General features: G+C 68.8%; 18 protein-coding genes and 1 pseudogene. 11 read left to right on the top strand and 8 right to left on the bottom strand.

Annotation, left to right across the window (positions count from 1 at the left end; genetic code table 11):
* Window positions 1-8: 8 nt before the first annotated feature.
* Window positions 9-599, top strand: a pseudogene (locus M3M55_RS17545) (tyrosine-type recombinase/integrase); the annotation flags it as partial.
* Here the strand turns inward: M3M55_RS17545 and M3M55_RS17540 are convergent.
* Window positions 560-976 (bottom strand): SRPBCC domain-containing protein, encoded by a 417-nt coding sequence (locus M3M55_RS17540; protein WP_371878796.1) that lies wholly within the window; start codon window positions 974-976, stop codon window positions 560-562. The pseudogene M3M55_RS17545 and the gene M3M55_RS17540 overlap by 40 nt on opposite strands.
* Window positions 960-1,310 (bottom strand): ArsR/SmtB family transcription factor, encoded by a 351-nt coding sequence (locus M3M55_RS04260; protein ID WP_371878795.1) that lies wholly within the window; start codon window positions 1,308-1,310, stop codon window positions 960-962. Before M3M55_RS04260 ends, M3M55_RS17540 begins: the two co-directional genes overlap by 17 nt.
* Window positions 1,311-1,459: 149 nt before the next feature.
* Between M3M55_RS04260 and M3M55_RS04255 the strand changes: the two genes are divergently transcribed.
* The 4 genes from M3M55_RS04255 to M3M55_RS04240 all read left to right on the top strand — a co-directional run bounded on the left by M3M55_RS04255 (window position 1,460) and on the right by M3M55_RS04240 (window position 2,929).
* On the top strand, window positions 1,460-1,711 hold the full coding sequence (locus tag M3M55_RS04255) for a hypothetical protein (RefSeq protein WP_249011582.1): 252 nt from the start codon (window positions 1,460-1,462) through the stop codon (window positions 1,709-1,711).
* The gene (locus tag M3M55_RS04250) at window positions 1,708-2,118 is read left to right on the top strand and encodes a type II toxin-antitoxin system death-on-curing family toxin (protein ID WP_249011581.1); all 411 of its coding nucleotides are present in this window, start codon (window positions 1,708-1,710) and stop codon (window positions 2,116-2,118) included. The genes M3M55_RS04255 and M3M55_RS04250 overlap by 4 nt, the downstream gene beginning before the upstream one ends.
* 144 nt (window positions 2,119-2,262) lie before the next feature.
* Complete coding sequence (locus tag M3M55_RS04245) at window positions 2,263-2,535, top strand: type II toxin-antitoxin system Phd/YefM family antitoxin (protein ID WP_371878725.1); 273 nt, start codon at window positions 2,263-2,265, stop codon at window positions 2,533-2,535.
* The gene (locus M3M55_RS04240; RefSeq protein WP_249011579.1) at window positions 2,525-2,929 is read left to right on the top strand and encodes a type II toxin-antitoxin system VapC family toxin; all 405 of its coding nucleotides are present in this window, start codon (window positions 2,525-2,527) and stop codon (window positions 2,927-2,929) included. The genes M3M55_RS04245 and M3M55_RS04240 overlap by 11 nt, the downstream gene beginning before the upstream one ends.
* Before the next feature lie 94 nt (window positions 2,930-3,023).
* On the opposite strand, the gene M3M55_RS04235 is transcribed toward M3M55_RS04240, so the two are convergent.
* From M3M55_RS04235 to M3M55_RS04220, 4 genes are all read right to left on the bottom strand, one after another.
* On the bottom strand, window positions 3,024-3,311 hold the full coding sequence (locus tag M3M55_RS04235; protein WP_249011578.1) for a DUF2283 domain-containing protein: 288 nt from the start codon (window positions 3,309-3,311) through the stop codon (window positions 3,024-3,026).
* A gap of 191 nt (window positions 3,312-3,502) precedes the next feature.
* A complete protein-coding gene (locus M3M55_RS04230) occupies window positions 3,503-4,735 on the bottom strand; it encodes an ABC transporter permease (protein WP_249011577.1) in 1,233 nt (410 codons plus the stop codon).
* Entirely contained in the window at window positions 4,732-5,493 is a 762-nt protein-coding gene (locus M3M55_RS04225) for an ABC transporter ATP-binding protein (protein WP_305883316.1), read from the bottom strand. Before M3M55_RS04225 ends, M3M55_RS04230 begins: the two co-directional genes overlap by 4 nt.
* Window positions 5,494-5,506: 13 nt before the next feature.
* Window positions 5,507-6,814, bottom strand: a complete 1,308-nt coding sequence (locus tag M3M55_RS04220; protein WP_249011576.1) for an efflux RND transporter periplasmic adaptor subunit — start codon at window positions 6,812-6,814, stop codon at window positions 5,507-5,509.
* A gap of 142 nt (window positions 6,815-6,956) precedes the next feature.
* Between M3M55_RS04220 and M3M55_RS04215 the strand changes: the two genes are divergently transcribed.
* The 6 genes from M3M55_RS04215 (at window position 6,957) to M3M55_RS04190 (ending at window position 11,684) form a co-directional block, all read left to right on the top strand.
* A complete protein-coding gene (locus M3M55_RS04215; protein WP_249011575.1) occupies window positions 6,957-8,156 on the top strand; it encodes a sensor histidine kinase in 1,200 nt (399 codons plus the stop codon).
* Window positions 8,153-8,857 carry a response regulator transcription factor gene (locus tag M3M55_RS04210; RefSeq protein WP_249011574.1) on the top strand — a complete coding sequence of 235 codons (705 nt, stop codon included), beginning with the start codon at window positions 8,153-8,155 and terminating at the stop codon, window positions 8,855-8,857. The genes M3M55_RS04215 and M3M55_RS04210 overlap by 4 nt, the downstream gene beginning before the upstream one ends.
* A 27-nt stretch (window positions 8,858-8,884) precedes the next feature.
* Window positions 8,885-9,124 (top strand): hypothetical protein, encoded by a 240-nt coding sequence (locus M3M55_RS04205; protein ID WP_249011573.1) that lies wholly within the window; start codon window positions 8,885-8,887, stop codon window positions 9,122-9,124.
* Window positions 9,125-9,382: 258 nt separating this feature from the next.
* A complete protein-coding gene (locus M3M55_RS04200) occupies window positions 9,383-10,843 on the top strand; it encodes a diguanylate cyclase (protein ID WP_249011572.1) in 1,461 nt (486 codons plus the stop codon).
* A 281-nt stretch (window positions 10,844-11,124) separates the two neighbouring features.
* Complete coding sequence (locus tag M3M55_RS04195) at window positions 11,125-11,373, top strand: hypothetical protein (protein WP_249011571.1); 249 nt, start codon at window positions 11,125-11,127, stop codon at window positions 11,371-11,373.
* Window positions 11,370-11,684, top strand: coding sequence for a type II toxin-antitoxin system PemK/MazF family toxin (locus M3M55_RS04190; protein ID WP_249011570.1), 315 nt, complete (start codon window positions 11,370-11,372; stop codon window positions 11,682-11,684). Before M3M55_RS04195 ends, M3M55_RS04190 begins: the two co-directional genes overlap by 4 nt.
* Before the next feature lie 19 nt (window positions 11,685-11,703).
* On the opposite strand, the gene M3M55_RS04185 is transcribed toward M3M55_RS04190, so the two are convergent.
* Both M3M55_RS04185 and M3M55_RS04180 read right to left on the bottom strand, forming a co-directional pair.
* Window positions 11,704-13,623: an ABC transporter ATP-binding protein gene (locus tag M3M55_RS04185; RefSeq protein WP_249011569.1), complete on the bottom strand. Its 1,920-nt coding sequence runs from the start codon at window positions 13,621-13,623 to the stop codon at window positions 11,704-11,706.
* Entirely contained in the window at window positions 13,620-15,524 is a 1,905-nt protein-coding gene (locus tag M3M55_RS04180; protein ID WP_249011568.1) for an ABC transporter ATP-binding protein, read from the bottom strand. Before M3M55_RS04180 ends, M3M55_RS04185 begins: the two co-directional genes overlap by 4 nt.
* Window positions 15,525-15,563 lie beyond the last annotated feature (39 nt).

The following is a 15,563-nucleotide window of genomic DNA, read 5'->3' as shown; positions in this document are numbered from 1 at the left end:
TACTCACAATGGCAGTACAGCATGGGATTGTCAACCAAACCCCACGGGGGAGGAACCATGGAACCGATACTGCTGGACGCGGCCGGCCATCGGCGTTCACCTGCGACGATGCCGGCTACCACCGCGGTCGCCCGTCCCGGAACACAGGCGAGCAGTACCCGGCAGACCCGCCGACGGTTGAGGCAATCATTGCTGTAATGCGTGCTGCCGGCGACCGCGCCGACGGGCAACGCCTCCGCGCGCTGATCGTTCTGCTGTGGCGAGCCGGATTGCGGATCAGCGAGGCGCTGGACCTGCGCGAGGGCGATCTCGACGCCACGCGTGGCGCAATCCTGGTCCGGCACGGTAAGGGCGGCGAACGATGCGAAGTCGGGATGGACGGATGGGCATGGAAGCAGCTCGATCCTTGGCTAGAGAGGCGCCGCGACCTGCCAATCGGCGCGCTGCTGTGCGTACTCCACGGCAGCACCGCAGGTCGTCGCTGGGAGCCGTCAGCGGCACGGAAGCAACTGCACCGCACCGCGGCCGACGCCAGTATCAGACGACGGTTCGCACCCCATCAGCTTCGGCACGCGCACGCGATCGAGATGGCCCACGAGGTCGTTCCACTGGTCGCGATCCAACGACAACTCGGACACGCACACCTCGGCATCACCTCGAGAAGATCGTCCAAACCGAGACCTTCGAGCCGTTCCCCGACGCCACCGCAACGATGTGCATGTCGCGGGCGTGCGCGGTCATGTGTTGCACGAGCGTGCGCAGGTGCGTGGCGCCGTCCCGTTCTGTCAGGGTCGTGGTGTTCGATCTCGCATGCTGTGATCTCGCCTCGGTTGGCGTGCCACCAGCGTCGCACGAGCTCGGGCTCTGTCATCGCGCGCCACACCAGTGACGCTGGGGCCGCGAACTCACGCTCGATCAGGATCTGGTCGGCGGCGGGAAGGGTCACCGTCGCGCTGCAGCTACTGGTCACTGTCATCTGCCTGCTGCTTTGTGAGGTCGTCAAGGACGTCGTCCAGCAGTTCGAACCGCTCCGACCAGAGCCGCTCATAGCTACTGACCCAGTCATGAATTGGCTTCAGCGCGAGACCGTTGAGGCGGTAGAGCCGCTGCCGACCCTGGTCGCGCACGGTCAGCAATCCGACTTCCCTGAGTACGCGCAGGTGCTTGGAGACCTGCGGCTGGCCGAGCGCGAGTTCTTGTACGAGGTCGCCGACGGCCCGCTCCCCGTTGGCGAGCAGATCCACGATCTGCCGCCGACGTGGCTCGGCCACCGCGTTGAACGCGTCGGTCGTGGTCGCTGCCCGGGCCATGCAGACACCCGCTTGCACGCCTGGACACGTAGTCGCACCGCCCGGCGCGCCGGCACTCCTGCGCGCCGGATGTGGCGCGGAACCAGAATCCTTCCGACTGCCGTTTTAGGGCGTTACCCATCGGGGATATCCTCGTATACACTTACGGTATGAAGATCGTGAAAGTGCGACGTGTCGGGAACAGCAACGTCGTCTCGCTCCCGCGCGAGCTCGAGGCGAGCGGCTATGTCCCGGGCACCTCGGTCCTCGTTGAGGCGCTCGCTGATGGGGAGCTGCGGATCCTCCCGACCGAGATGGTGCGCAAACGGGTACGACAGATCGCGGCTCGCACGGTCAGTGAGCGTTCTGGGGCGCTTCAGATCCTCGCCGACCACGATGCTGAGCGCGACGCGTCGCAGTGAGCGGCGACCCCTACGAGGAAGAGCTCGTTTATCTCACGCTAGATGATGCACTGGAGATTTACGCTGCGATCTTCAGCCTGAGCGTCGAGCGGGCTGCCGACCATCTCCGTAGCCGGGAAGCTCTGGAAGGCGCGCTCGGGCGGCCAGCGAGCTACGCGCACTATCAGCAGGCTGACCTGGCGCTACAGGCGGCAGTGCTCGCGCATGGGATCGCCGAAACGCAACCGTTTGTGGACGGCAATAAGCGGAGCGCTCTGATTGCGATGCTGACCTTCCTTGAGCTCAACGCCCATGAGCTGTCGGCGACGGATGCAGAACTCGCGGCCTGGATCATCGGCTTCAGCTCCGGCACCACCCCCGAGCAACTCGCCGACCAACTCCAACCGCGCATCGAGCCGATGCCCTGAGCCGGCCGGCCGAGCGCCCTACGCGCGAACCCGCTTTCAAAGCGGGCAGAGGTATCTCGAACCACGCGCGAAAAGACGTGCTTCGCGCGGAAGTGGGGAGCGATAATTGATGACCGCGCGGGTCGCGTGTGCTACAAATAGCACGTGACTAGCGTGGGTGTTCGGGAACTGCGACAGCGAGCCAGCGAGCTTCTGCGGCTGGTTGAGAGCGGTGAGAGCATCGAGATCACCGATCGTGGCCGACCGGTCGCGATACTGGGGCCGCTGCCTGAGGATCCGCTTGAGCGGTTGAGGGCGTCGGGCGATCTCCAAGCGGCCGACGGCGAGCTCGCGGATCTTCCTGATCCGCTGCCACCTCCCGCCAGCTCGGCGCTACCGTCCTCAGTGCTCGCGCGACTGCGGCGAGATGAGCGCTGATCGGCGGCTGTCCTACCTGGACTCCTCGGCGATCGTCAAGCTTGTGATCCAGGAGCCCGAGTCATCCGCGCTGCGCCGCCACCTGTCGCGACGCCAGCCCGTGGTCAGCAGCGCCCTGGCCCGCACAGAGGTCGCGCGAGCGCTGCTGCCGAGCGGACCCGAGGCTTTGGCACGGGGCGAGCAGGTTCTGCGGCGCATCCAGCTCCTACGAGTCAACGATCGCGTCCTTGACCAAGCCGGTCCGTTGGAGCCGCCGGAGCTGCGTGCGCTCGACGCAATCCACCTGGCCAGCGCGCACCAGCTCGGAGTGTCGGTGCGCCAGATCGTCACCTACGACCACCGTATGGCCGACGCAGCCCGCTCGCTCGGCTGGACGGTCATAGCCCCAAGCTGATCAGCCGCGGCTCCTGCAATCGCCACACCACGGCATCGCCCGCAACCATCGCCCGCACGCGGATCGCGCGGACAGGAGGAGTCGCCGCTGGCGCTTACGCGAAGTGGAGCGCCGGGGTTAGGTCGTCGGCGCTGGCCTCGACGGTCTCAGGGACCGTCACGATGAGACGCCCGTCGCGACTAAGCGGATGCCGTGCGCTGATGACGGTCAGGCCGATGATCCTCTGGGTGCCGGGAGCGAACCGAACGAGGTGGCCCTCGGGCGTCTCCTCGCCCTCACCGGGCTGAGGCTCGCCGATATGCAGGTAGAGGACGTCGCCGTCGGCGTCGTAGTCGGCGTGATCGAAGGTCAGCGGTCCGATGCGGATGTTCACGGCTTCCATCGCTTTGGGTCCTTCCGGTTGGCCGACGCGGTGATCATCCGCACCGGCTGCTGCTCGCGATCTACCTCCAGGGCATCCGCAGCAGCGAAATCATCAGACACGGACGGCCTGGGGAGAGATGTGCGAAAGCCGCCCGGTTGGGACTCTGTCTGTCGGGGTGCCTGGGATCGTTTCATCCGAACCCGGTCGCGTCACTCGCTGCGCAGCGCGTCGATGGGCGCGAGTTTCGCAGCCTGCGAGGCGGGGTAGACGCCGAACACGAGGCCGACGCCGGCGGCGACGATCAGCGATCCGATGATCGCGGGCGTGGAGATGGTGATCGGCTGGCTGATCAGGCGCGTGAGCACGACCGCTGCGCTGATGCCGATCGTGATGCCCGCGAGCCCGCCGGCCAGGCCGAGCAGGACGGCCTCGATCAGGAACTGACGACGAATCGTCCCGGGGGTCGCGCCGAGCGCTTTGCGCAGGCCGATCTCACGGATGCGTTCGGTCACTGAGACGAGCATGATGTTCATCACGCCGATCCCGCCGACGAGCAGCGCAATCGCGGCGATCCCGGCGAGCAGGATCGTCAACGTCCTGGTGATCTGGGTCTTGGCGGACAGCAGCGAGGTTTGCGGGATGATCGTGAAGTCGGCCTGGCTCGGGTTGGTGATGTGGTGCAGTTGGTCGAGAAGCGTGTTGGCCTCCTGGTAGGCGGCGCTCATCGCCTGTGATGAGCGCGCGGACAGCAGGATCTCGTTGAGGCCACCGGTTCGGGGGCCGGTGGCCCCGAACAGCGCCTGGTCGGTGGTGATCGGGATCAACCCCAACGCGTCCTGGTTGGCCGAAGCGGTGGACCCTGCGGTGTTGAGAACGCCGGTGACCGTGAACGGCACCCCGACAATGGTGATCGTCTGTCCGACCGCTGCGGTTCCGGGGAACAGGGTCTGCGCGACTTGCGACCCGATCACGATGTCGTGAGCGTCGGAGCTCAGCTGTGCCTGGGTCAGTCCCTGGCCGGCGGCGGTCGTGCGGTTTCGGGCGGTGAGCCAGCCGGGGGTGGTTCCGATCAGCGGAGCCGTCATGCTGTTGATGCCCGCGACCAGTGTCGCGTTGGTCTGGGCGACCGGGGCGGCGACCGACACGCTGGGCACGTCCAGATGGTTTGCGAGGGCGTTTGCGTCAGCAAGCGTCAGCGGACTGACGATCCCCGGTGCCCCGGCCTGCTGACCCGCGCCGGCCGCGCCCGGCGTGATGATCAGCAGGTTCGTTCCCAGTGAGGAGAGCTCGGAGGAGATCGTGCCCTGTGCGCCCTGCCCGAGGCCGACGGTGAGGATCACGGCCACGATCCCGATCAGGATGCCGAGCACCGTGAGCGCGGAGCGGGCGCGCCGGTCCGCGAGGCTCTCGACCGCGACCCGCAGCGTCTGGGCCCAGTTCATCGGGTGACCGGCTCGTCTGCGACGACACGGCCGTCGCGGACGCTGATGAGCCGGCGAGCGCGTCCGGCGACGTCTGGCTCGTGGGTGATCAGGATCACCGTGCGGCCCTGCTGGTGCAGTCCGTGAAAGATCTCGAGGACCTCGTCAGTCTGGTCGGAGCCGAGATTGCCGGTCGGCTCGTCTGCGAGGATGATCGCGGGATCGGTGACGAGCGCGCGGGCGATCGCGACGCGCTGCTGTTGGCCGCCGGAGAGCTGGTTGGGGCGGTGCTCGGTCCGGTCGGCCATCCCGACCGCGGCGAGCGCGGCCTGGGTGCGAGCGTTCCGCTCAGCGCGGGAGCGCACGCCCGCATAGAGCAGCGGAAGCTCGACGTTGCGCGCAGCGGTCTGGCGCCCGAGCAGGTGAAACTGCTGGAAGACGAAGCCCACCAGCTGGTTGCGAATCCACGCCAGCTCGAGCTCATCGAGCTTGGACACGTCCTGACCGTCGAGCACGTAAGTTCCCGACGTCGGCGTGTCCAGGCATCCGAGGATGTGCATCAGCGTCGACTTGCCCGAACCCGACGGGCCCATCAGCGCGAGGTACTCCCCGCGCGAGATTGACAGGTCGACGTCAGCCAGCGCGTGGACCGCGACCTCGCCGGCCAGGTAGGTCTTGGAGACGCCGGTCAGCCGCAACAGCGGAGCGTCGGCCTCAAGCGCCTGCGGCTGCCGCGCGGGGGCGCTGCTGAGGGAGTCAAACCGCGGATCAGACAACATCGTTGCGCCGTGCTCAGCCGAGCAGTTTGCGGATCTGAGGGGCTTTGCCGGAGCCTCGCTGGGAGACACTGGTGCTCGACGGCAGGGGCGTGTTGTTGTTGGCGAGCACCACCTGCGCCCCCGCTGCCAGTCCGGAGCGCACGATCGTCAGCCCGCCGCCGCTGGGACCGACGACGACCGACTGGCGTACCGCCCGGCCGCCGCGCCCGCGGTGGCCTTTGTGCACATGGGCGCCGTGCAGCACCAACACCCAGCTCTGCGTGCCGCTGGTTTGCACCGCTGAACTCGGCACTGTGACCCCGGATGCCGTCGCGACGACGACCGAGATCTCGGCGGACATGCCGTTGAACACGCCCGCCGGGTGCCCGCTCCAGGCGATCTCGACCGGGTAGGTGATCACACCACCGATGGCCGACGGGGTTGGAATGATCGCCTCAACCCGGCCGTGGATCGCGGTCGTCTGGCCGGTGGGAATCACGAGCGCCCGCTGGCCCACGTGCACCTGTGCGATCTGTGAGTCCGGCACCTGGCCGAGTGCCTGCAGTGACCCGTTCATGAGGCTGACCGCCGCGTTTGAGCTGCCCGTGGTCGCTCCCGCCGAGCCTGAGGCGCCCGCCGGGTTCGAGCCGCCCCCCGATCCTGACGGGGCTCCGCCGCCACCGCCGATGTTCTGGCCGGCGTTGACGTTGACCTGCGCGACGATCGCCGCCGCGGGGGACCGCAGCGTCGCCGCGGCGAGGTTCGCCTGGGCTGTGGCCAGCTGCTGCTCGGCAGCCGTGGAGGCGTCCTGGTCGGCGGTGATGGCGCTCTGGTCTGCTGCGATCACCGCCGCATCGATCGTCGCCTGCGCCGACGTCGTGGCCGGATGGGCGGCCTGTTTGGCCTGCTCGCCGTCGAGCTTGACCTGGTCGGCGCTCAGCTTCGCCTCCGCGGCGGCGACGGCTGCCTGCAGGGAGCTCACCTGCGCCTGCAGCGGACCAGGGTTCACCGTCGCCAGCGCCTGGCCGGGATGAACGTGCTCGCCAGGCCTGACGAGCACGCTGGTGACCGACCCGGAGCTGCGGAAGTACAGGTTCCAGGATCGCGTTGGCGCCAGGGTGCCGGACATGGCGACCGTCTCACTCACGGTGCCGTTCCGGGCGCTGCCGAGCACGTAGGAGGGAGCCTTCCCCTGCGCGGTGACGACCACCACCAGGATCGCGAGGACCAGCACGATCGCCAGCGACGGCCAGCGTCTGGCAAGCCGGGACGAGCGACGGCCCCGGCCCCCGGCTGCGGTCGGGTTGGTGGCGTGGGCTTGGTCGGCGGTGAGCTGCGTCATGTCGTGAGGACACTAGGAGCTGTCAGGCGATCCGGCATCCACCGAGAGAACCTTTCCGCTCATCCCCCGGACGGATTCCGATGGCTCGCCGAACGTCCCACCGGATGGTGCGCGCCCCCGGATGACCACATATGGTTTGGTGATGCGAACCGGTCGCTTGGCGCAGCTCGCGGCGACTTTCTCGGGCCGCGTCACGGCCCGCGAGGGTGACTGGCTTGCGTTTGCGGCGACGCTCGCGCTCGCTGTGCCTGAGCTCGTGCGGATCGGCTCGCGGACTGGCTCGAGTGGTCGTCTGGTGATGAGCCTGGCGATCCTGCCGCTGGCCAGCGTCCCGCTGCTGTGGCGGCGGCGCGCCCCGGCGGTCGTGCTGCTCGTGCTGGTCTGTGCGTTGATCCTCTCGGCGCTCGTCGGCAACGGGGGCCTCAGCAACATTGGGTTGCTGTTCGGTCTCTACGCGGCCGCGGCCTACGGCCAGGATCGACTACGGACGCTCACCGGCATCGCGGTCGGCATCGCCAGCACGGTCACCTTCGGTGTGCTGCTGGTTGATGACGCGACCGGGTATCCCCCGCACATCGCGCACGCGACCGTGTTCGGGGCCGGCGCCGCGTGGTTGCTCGGCCTTGCCGCCCGCAACCATCGGACGGCTGTCGCCCAGCTACAGCAGCAGGCCAGCCGGCTTGAGCGCGACCGCGAGGAGCACGCGTTGCGCGCCGCCGAGCGCGAGCGGATCCGGATCGCGCGTGAGCTGCATGACATCGTCACCCACCACGTCAGCGCGATCGCCGTACAGGCCGGCGCTGCGCACAGTACCTCCCGGCACCGGCCCGAACGGGCGCTCGAGACCCTCGCCGTGATCGAGCGGACGGCGCGGACGACGCTCAGCGAGCTGCGCACGCTCCTCGGCGTGCTGCGCACGGGGGAGGTGGGCGAGGCAGGGACCCCGCCGGCGCCGCTGCGACCCCGCCCATCGCTCGCCGCGCTGGACGAGCTGATCGCCGACACCCGTGCCTCCGGGGCCACGGTCGAGGTACAGGTCCGCGGGCTGCCGGCGGTGCTCGATCCCGTCATCGACCTGAGCGCCTACCGGGTGCTTCAGGAGGCGCTGACCAATGTGATCAAGCACGCCCCCGGTGCCACCGCCTCGGTGCTGATCGACTACCTGCCCGACCAGCTGCAGGTCATCGTCGCTGACGACGGGCAGCGCCCCGGCGGCACCGAGACGACCGGCTACGGTCTGCTCGGCATGCGCGAGCGCGTACACGTCGCCGGCGGCCAGTTTCACGCCGGCCCCGTCGCCGGGCACGCCGGCTTCGAGGTACGGGCCCGGTTCCCGCGATGATCCGCGTGCTGCTGGCTGACGATCAGGCGCTGGTGCGCGGCGGATTCCGGATGATCATTGACGACCAACCCGACATGGAGGTTGTTGCCGAGGCGCCGGACGGGGCCCTCGCCGTCGACCTCGCGCTGCGCACACAACCGCACGTCGTGCTGATGGACATCCGCATGCCGAACATGGACGGGATCGAGGCAACCCGCCGCCTCACCCGCCAACGCCCCTCCCCGAAGGTGATGATCCTCACCACCTTCGACCTTGATGAGTACGTCTACACCGCGCTCGCCGCCGGTGCCAGCGGCTTCCTGCTCAAGGACCTTCCCCCCGCGGAGCTTCCGACGGCGATCCGGGTGCTGGCCGGCGGAGACGCACTGCTCGCACCGGGGGTGACCAGGCGCTTGATCGAGGAGTTCGCCCGCAGCCGACCACCCGCCGCTGCGTCACAGCGGCTCGCTGCACTGTCCGATCGGGAACTGGAGGTGCTGCGCCTCGTCGCCGAGGGCAAGTCCAACACCGAGATCGCCGCGACGGTCTTCCTCGGAGAGAGCACGATCAAGACCCACATCGGACACCTGCTCGCCAAGCTCGAGCTCCGTGACCGCGTCCAGCTGGCGATCTACGCCTACGAATCCCGGCTCGTCCACCCCGGACACGCGGCCGACCGCGACACGCGTGCAAAAGGCGAGGGAGGAGCACCACCTCAATGAGCGCCGCTTCTACGTGCGGGTGACGGCGTGTCCGCCGCGCTGCAGGGACAGGGTATGGGATCGGCGCTCATGCAGCCGACACTCGAGAAAGCCGATTCCGCCGGGCTGCCCCTCGACCCCGAGGCGTGCAGCCCGCGCAGCGCCGCACTCGAGGAACGACTCGAGTTCGACCACCTCGACGTGCTCCAGCTCCCCGACGACGGACCGCCGATCTGGAGGATGCGCAGACGACCGGCAGGCGCCACCCACCACACCGTCGACACCTGAGCCACCTCACCCTCGGAACACCCACTCAGACCCACAGCAGATGTGGCCGAGCGGCCGGGACGCGTTGTGCCCCTCGCCCGGAAGCGGGATTTCAGCCGCGCCGGCACCAGCGACCTGCGTTGCGCGTCGAAGACGTCACCGGAGCTCGTCATGGTCATCCCGGCGTCGTGCAGGATCCCGACGAGCGCGCCCCGCTTGCGGTCGCTTCCTCCAGCGTGTCACCGTGGGTGTGGAGCCCGGAAGATCCGGCGCGTCGACGTGGTAGCCACGCTCCTGCTGGGTCATCATTACAGGCGTCCGGAGGGTTCGCCGATAGTGGCTGATATGGAGACTGTCAGGCGAGCTTCGCGGGTTCAGGTCCCGGTGATGCCGCCCGCACCGCGGGCGCGTTGGCGGTTACCGCGCCTGACCCCCAGCGTGTTCCGCGATCTCGCCGTATGGATGGTCGGACTCGGCTTGCTGACCGGTGCGGTGTTCCCGCTGTTCATGCTCGCCCTCGGCGTGAGCGTCGGCCAGGCGCTCACTGTTCGCTTTTTTGCCGCGACCCTAACGGCCGGCCTGGTTGTCGGCGGGGTGAACTATCTGCTGGCTCGCGGCGTGGTCGGCATCCGGGTACAGCTGCTGGCCCAACGCACCGGTTTCGTCAGCGAGATGGTCAGCTACGCGACCGATACCGGAGACTGGTCGCACTGCGACCCGGAGCGCTGCTCGATTCCGGTCGACTCAGACGATGAGCTTGGCGAGTGCGCACGCGCGTTCAACAGTTTGATCGGGGCGCTGGAGCGCTCACACGGAATCGAGGCCGCCATCCGTGACCTCTTCGAAGTCCTGTCCAGTCATCTCGAGATCGACGCGCTCAGCCAAGCCGTTCTCGGTCGCCTGCTGCAGCACTGCAGCGCGCAGACCGGAGCAGTGCTCGTTGACATCGACCGTGAACTGCACGTCACCGCTGCCCATGCCCTGCCTGACACCGATTGGCTCACAAGCGCGCCGGAGGTGCTTGCGGTCCTTCGCACCCGTGTGCCTGAGCGGCTGCCGTGCCCCGGCGCCGGCGGCGTGGCGCTGATGATCACACCGATCGAGTTTGAGCAGCATGTTCTTGGCTGTCTCGCCCTGCCGGTCGCCGAGGACGGAGATGCAAAGCGGCTGATCGCGCTGTTCTCCCATGCCTTCGGGGTCGCGCTCAACAACACGCTGACGCACGCCCGCTCCGAGCGCCTGGCCAGTTTGGACGCCCTCACCGGCGCTGCGAGCCGCCACGCTGGCCTGCGTGTCCTTGAACGTGAGATCGACGCTGCCCACCACAGTCAGCGCAACCTCTCTGTGCTGATGATCGACCTCGATCACTTCAAGCGCATCAACGACCGCCATGGCCACCTCGCCGGCGATCGCGTCCTGGCCGCCGCAGCCCGCGCGATCCAGACCGCGCTACGGGCCGGCGATACCCTCATGCGCTACGGGGGGGAGGAGTTCCTGGCCGTTCTGCCGGGCGCGGACGCCGCCTACTCCGACAACGTCGCCCAACGCGCCCTCCAAGCCGTCCGTGACGCCTCCCAGGCCGATATCACGACCACGGCCAGCATCGGCTCAGCCACGCTGGCCGCCGGCGAACACACCGACGACCTCCTGGAGCGCGCCGACCAAGCCCTCTACGCAGCCAAGGCCGCCGGCCGCGACCGCGTCATCGCCGCCAAGCCGCCCCAACTCACACCCACTTGATGCCCCCTGCGACGCGGGTGAACCCCAGACACCGCGCCGCAATCATCGTGCCACGAATCCCCAGCACGGCGCAGACGCCCCCGCATGTCAGCTCACACCAAACCGGCGGATGGGAATCCCGCGATGACCAGGTTCGAGAGAGGAACCTTGACCGCGAGGGCTCGTGCTCCTGCCTTCGGGATCCGATGGCCTGGCACGACAGCCGACACTGCAGGGCGCCGCGGGCGAGGGTCGCGCCGAAACGGTTGAGACGTGGCACAACCTGTGCTACGGTCTCGTTTGTGGCGTCCCGCACGGTCAGAGCCCGTCTGGATGACGCGTCCGAGCGGGCGCTGTCGGTGCTGATGCGCGAGGGACGCAACGAGTCGGAGGCGGTCCGTACTGCGCTGACCGAAGCGGCACAGCGGCGCGCTCGGCGCTCGGCCCTCGCGGCCGAGGTTGCCCGACTCGCCGCCGACCCGCACGACACAGCCGAGCGGCGGGCCGTCGCGGCGGATATGGATGCTCTCGCGCCGGACTGGCCGGCGTGACCCGCGGCGAGATCTACCGACTTCGGCTGCCTGCTCAACGTGGCCGGGAGCAGGCCGGGGCGCGCTTCGGCGTCATTGTCCAGGCGGACGCACTCCTCGGGCTGTCCACCGCAATCGTCGCGCCGACCTCCCGAAGCGCTGCTGCGGCAACGTTCCGACCCGAGATCGAGCTGCACTCCGAGCGCACACGCGTGCTCGTCGAACAGCTGCGCGCGGTCGACGTGGGGCGCCTCGAACAGCTCGCCGGTCGGCTCACGACGGCCGAGCAGCAAGCGGTCGACGATGCCCTCGCGCTCGTCCTCGACCTGTGAGTGCGACTCCGCCCACGCCTCAGGCCGGGACCTCGAGGTGGCTCGCCCACGTCGCGTACATCTCCGCGTAGCGTCCGCCGCGGGCGACGAGCTCCTCGTGGCTGCCGGCCTCGGCGACCCGGCCGTCATCGATCACGACGATCCGGTCGGCCTTCATCGCCGTGCTGAGGCGGTGGGCGATCAGCACCGCGGTGCGGGCCTCGAGCAGAACGTCGAGGGCCGCCTCGATCCGCGCCTCCGACAGCAGGTCGAGGTTGGAGGTCGCCTCATCCAGGACGAGGACGCGCGGCTGGGCGTGGAAGGCGCGGGCGAGGGCGATCAGCTGGCGCTCCCCGGAGGAGAGCGACTGGCCGCGCTCGTGGACGACCGTGTCCAGGCCGTCGGGCATCCGCTCGAGCACCTCACCGAGACCGACCGCCTCGACGGCCGCCCACACCTCCGCATCCGATGCCTCCGGCCGGGCGAAGGCGATGTTGTCGCGCAGGCTGCCCGCAAACAGGAACGGCTCCTGGGGGACGACGCCGAGCTGGCGCCGGAGGGAGGCGATGCTCACCTCACGCAGGTCGTGGCCGTCGATCCGCACCGCCCCGGCGGTCGGGTCATAGAAGCGGGTGATCAGCTTCGCCATCGTCGACTTGCCCGCCCCGGTGCGCCCGACAAAGGCGACGCTCTCCCCGGGAGCGATCGTCAGGGTGACGTCGTGGAGGACCTTCGCGCCGTCGGGGGTGTAGGAGAAGTCGACGTGGTCGAAGGCGATCTCTCCGCGCACCGGGGGCAGCACCGGCGCGTCCGGGACCTCGGGGGTCGACGGGGCGGTCCGGAACAGCCCGCGGAGCTTGACGATCGAGGATTGGCCCTGCTGGAAGGTGTTGTACTGCTGGACGAGCAGCTGGATCGGCGCGAAGAACCGGTTGAGGTAGAGGAAGAAGGCGACGAGGGCGCCGATCGACAGGCGGTGGGTGAGGACCATGTGGCCGCCGATGACGAGCAGGGCACCCTGGCTGAGATAGCCGAGCATCGCCGTCCCCGGCCCGTACAGGGCGCTGATCTTCGCCGTGTAGTTGTTCGCGTCCCGGTAGGCGCCGAGGACGTTGCGGTGGTGGACGATGTTGCGCTCGAAGCGGTCGTAGGCGGCGACGGTGCGGACGCCGTGGAGGGACTCCGACAGGTCCCCGAGGACGGCGGCGATCCCGTCCCGGACGCGGATGTAGCCGGCCGCCGAGGCGGAGCGGAACCACAGTGAGGAGATCGTCAGGAGCGGGACGACGAGGGCGAGGGTGAGCAGCGTCAAGGTGACGTTGAGGGTGAACAGGATCGCCGTGATGACGACCATCGTCAGCGCCTGCACAGCGAGCTGGGCGAGCCCGTCCTGGAGCAGCTGCTGGAGGTTCTCGATGTCGGAGGTCATCCGGGTCATGATCACCCCGGCCTTCTCATCGGTGTAGAAGTCGAGGCTGAGGCGCTGGAGGTGGGCGAAGACGCGGACGCGAAGGTCGTTCATCACCCGCGCGGCGAGCCGTCCGGTCACCCGCGCCTGGGAGCGCTGGGCGATCGCGGTGATCAGGACCGCGACGATGAACGCGGCCCCGGTGAGGATGACGACGCGGACGCTGTGGTGGTGGGGGAGCATCCCGTGGTCGATCCCGTACTGGATCAGCCACGGACCGGCCTGGTTGAAGACGGAGACGACGACGATGACAAACAGCGCGGCCACCCCGAGGCGCCAGTGGGCGAAGATGAGCGCGCGGAGGGTGAGTCTCTCCCCGGCCCGATCGGCGGCGGCATGGGAGAAGACGGCGTTCGGCGGCCCGTGGTCGGGCTCCTCCGCGAGCAGGGCGTCGACCCCGGCCTGCATCTCGCTCGGGACGCCGGCGAACGGAAGGCCGTTGCCGGGTGAGGCGGCCGAGCCGACGAACATCGGTCCACCCCCGAAGCTCATGCGGGCGCTCCGCTCGGCTCGTTCTCGGCCACCTGGGCGAGCACCTCCCCATACAGCGGGGTCGACTCCATCAGCTCGGCGTGGGTGCCCTCGGCGACGATCCGGCCGCCGTCGAGGAGGACGACCCGGTCAGCGAGGTGGATCGTGGAGAGGCGGTGGGCGACGATCAGCGTGGTGCGGCCGGCCATCAGCACCTTCAGCCCCTCGTGGATCGCCTGCTCGACCTGCACGTCGACGGCGCTCGTGGCGTCGTCGAGGATGAGGACGGGCGGGTTGACCAGCAGCGTCCGGGCGATCGCGACGCGCTGGCGCTGGCCGCCCGAGAGCGTGTAGCCGCGCTCCCCGACGACCGTGTCATAGCCGTCGGGGAGGGCGGAGATGAACTCATCGGCACCGGCGGCCCGGGCGGCGGCGACGATCGCCTCCCGGCTGGCGTCCGGGGCGCCGTAGGCGATGTTGGCGGCGATCGACACCGAGAACAGGAACGGCTCGTCGAGGACGACGCCGACGTGGCGGCGGACGCTCTGGAGGGTGAGGGTCCGGAGGTCGTGGCCGTCGATGGTGATCGCCCCGCCGGTGACGTCGTAGAAGCGGGTGAGCAGACGGCTGACCGTCGACTTGCCGCTCGCGGTCCGGCCAACCATCGCGACGGTCTCCCCCGGCGCGAGGTGGAGGTTGAAGTCGCTGAGCACCGGCGGGCCGGCGACCGCCGCACCAAGCGGGCTGTGGGCGGCGCTCGCCGCCGTCCCGTCGGGATGGTCGTCCGCGTCGGCGCCGTAGTGGAAGTTGACGTGGTCAAAGCGGACCTCCCCGCGAACCTCGGGGAGGTCGATCGCGTCCGGGGCGTCGCGCACCGACGGCTCCTCGTCGAGGATCTCATAGATCCGCTGGGCCGAGGCGGCGGCGCGCTGGCCGAGCATCACGAGCATCCCGAGCATCTGGAACGGGGCCTGGAGCATGACGATGTAGATCGAGAAGGCGAGGATCGCCCCGACCCCGAGGTGGTCGTCGATCACGAGCAGGCCGCCGATGAGCAGGACGAAGGCCATCCCGAGCTGGGGGAGGTTCTGCACGACCGGGCTGAAGCGGGCACGCAGGTCGGCGTCGCGGATGTAGGCCCAGCGCAGCTTCGCCGCCTCGCGAGCGAGGTGGTCCAGCTCCCGCTGCTCGGCGGTGAAGGACTTCACGACGCGGACGCCGTTGACGTTCTCATCGACGACGGTCGCCACCTCGGCGAGGCGGGCCTGGATCAGCCAGGAGACGGGGAACATGCTGGCGCGCATCCGGATCGACAGCCAGAACACGAACGGGAGCGTGCTCATCGCCACGAAGGCGAGCGGCACGTTGATCGTCAGCATGTAAATGAACGCGACGATCGCGATCGAGCACTGGACGAGGATGTTCGGCCCGAAGGTGAGATAGAGGTTGACGCTGCGGATGTCCGAGTTGGCGCGGGAGATGAGCTGGCCGGACTGGACGCGGTCATAGAAGTCAAAGCCCATCCGCGTGAGGTGCTCATAGAGCAGGTTGCGGAGGTCGAACTCGACCGCGTAGGCGGTGCGCATCAGCAGGTAGCGTGAGCCGAAGCCGGCGAGGCCGGCGCCGAGCGCGAGGCCGAAGACGATCCACACGTAGTGGTCCAGCGGCGTGCTGTGGCGCTCGAGGGAGTTGCTCACCGCCCCGTTCAGCAGGCTCGGGATCTGCACCTGCAGCATCAGGGTGAGAAACGACATCCCGAGCGCGCCGGACAGGCTCAGGCGGTGGGCCCCCAACACGGGCAGCACCCGTCGCAGCCAGGAGCGGGAACGGTCGGGATCGACGTGCACCTTGGGGCGGAGGTGGCGGTCGGCGATGCCCACCTGACCCAGACGTTTCGCCGGGTCGTTTTCGGAGCGTCGCATGACCATATGGTACCTAACGGATTTGCGAATCCTCATTCG

This window comes from Conexibacter sp. DBS9H8, from assembly GCF_023330685.1.
GTDB lineage: Bacteria > Actinomycetota > Thermoleophilia > Solirubrobacterales > Solirubrobacteraceae > Palsa-465.
This window is presented reverse-complemented; position numbering and strand designations above follow the sequence as displayed.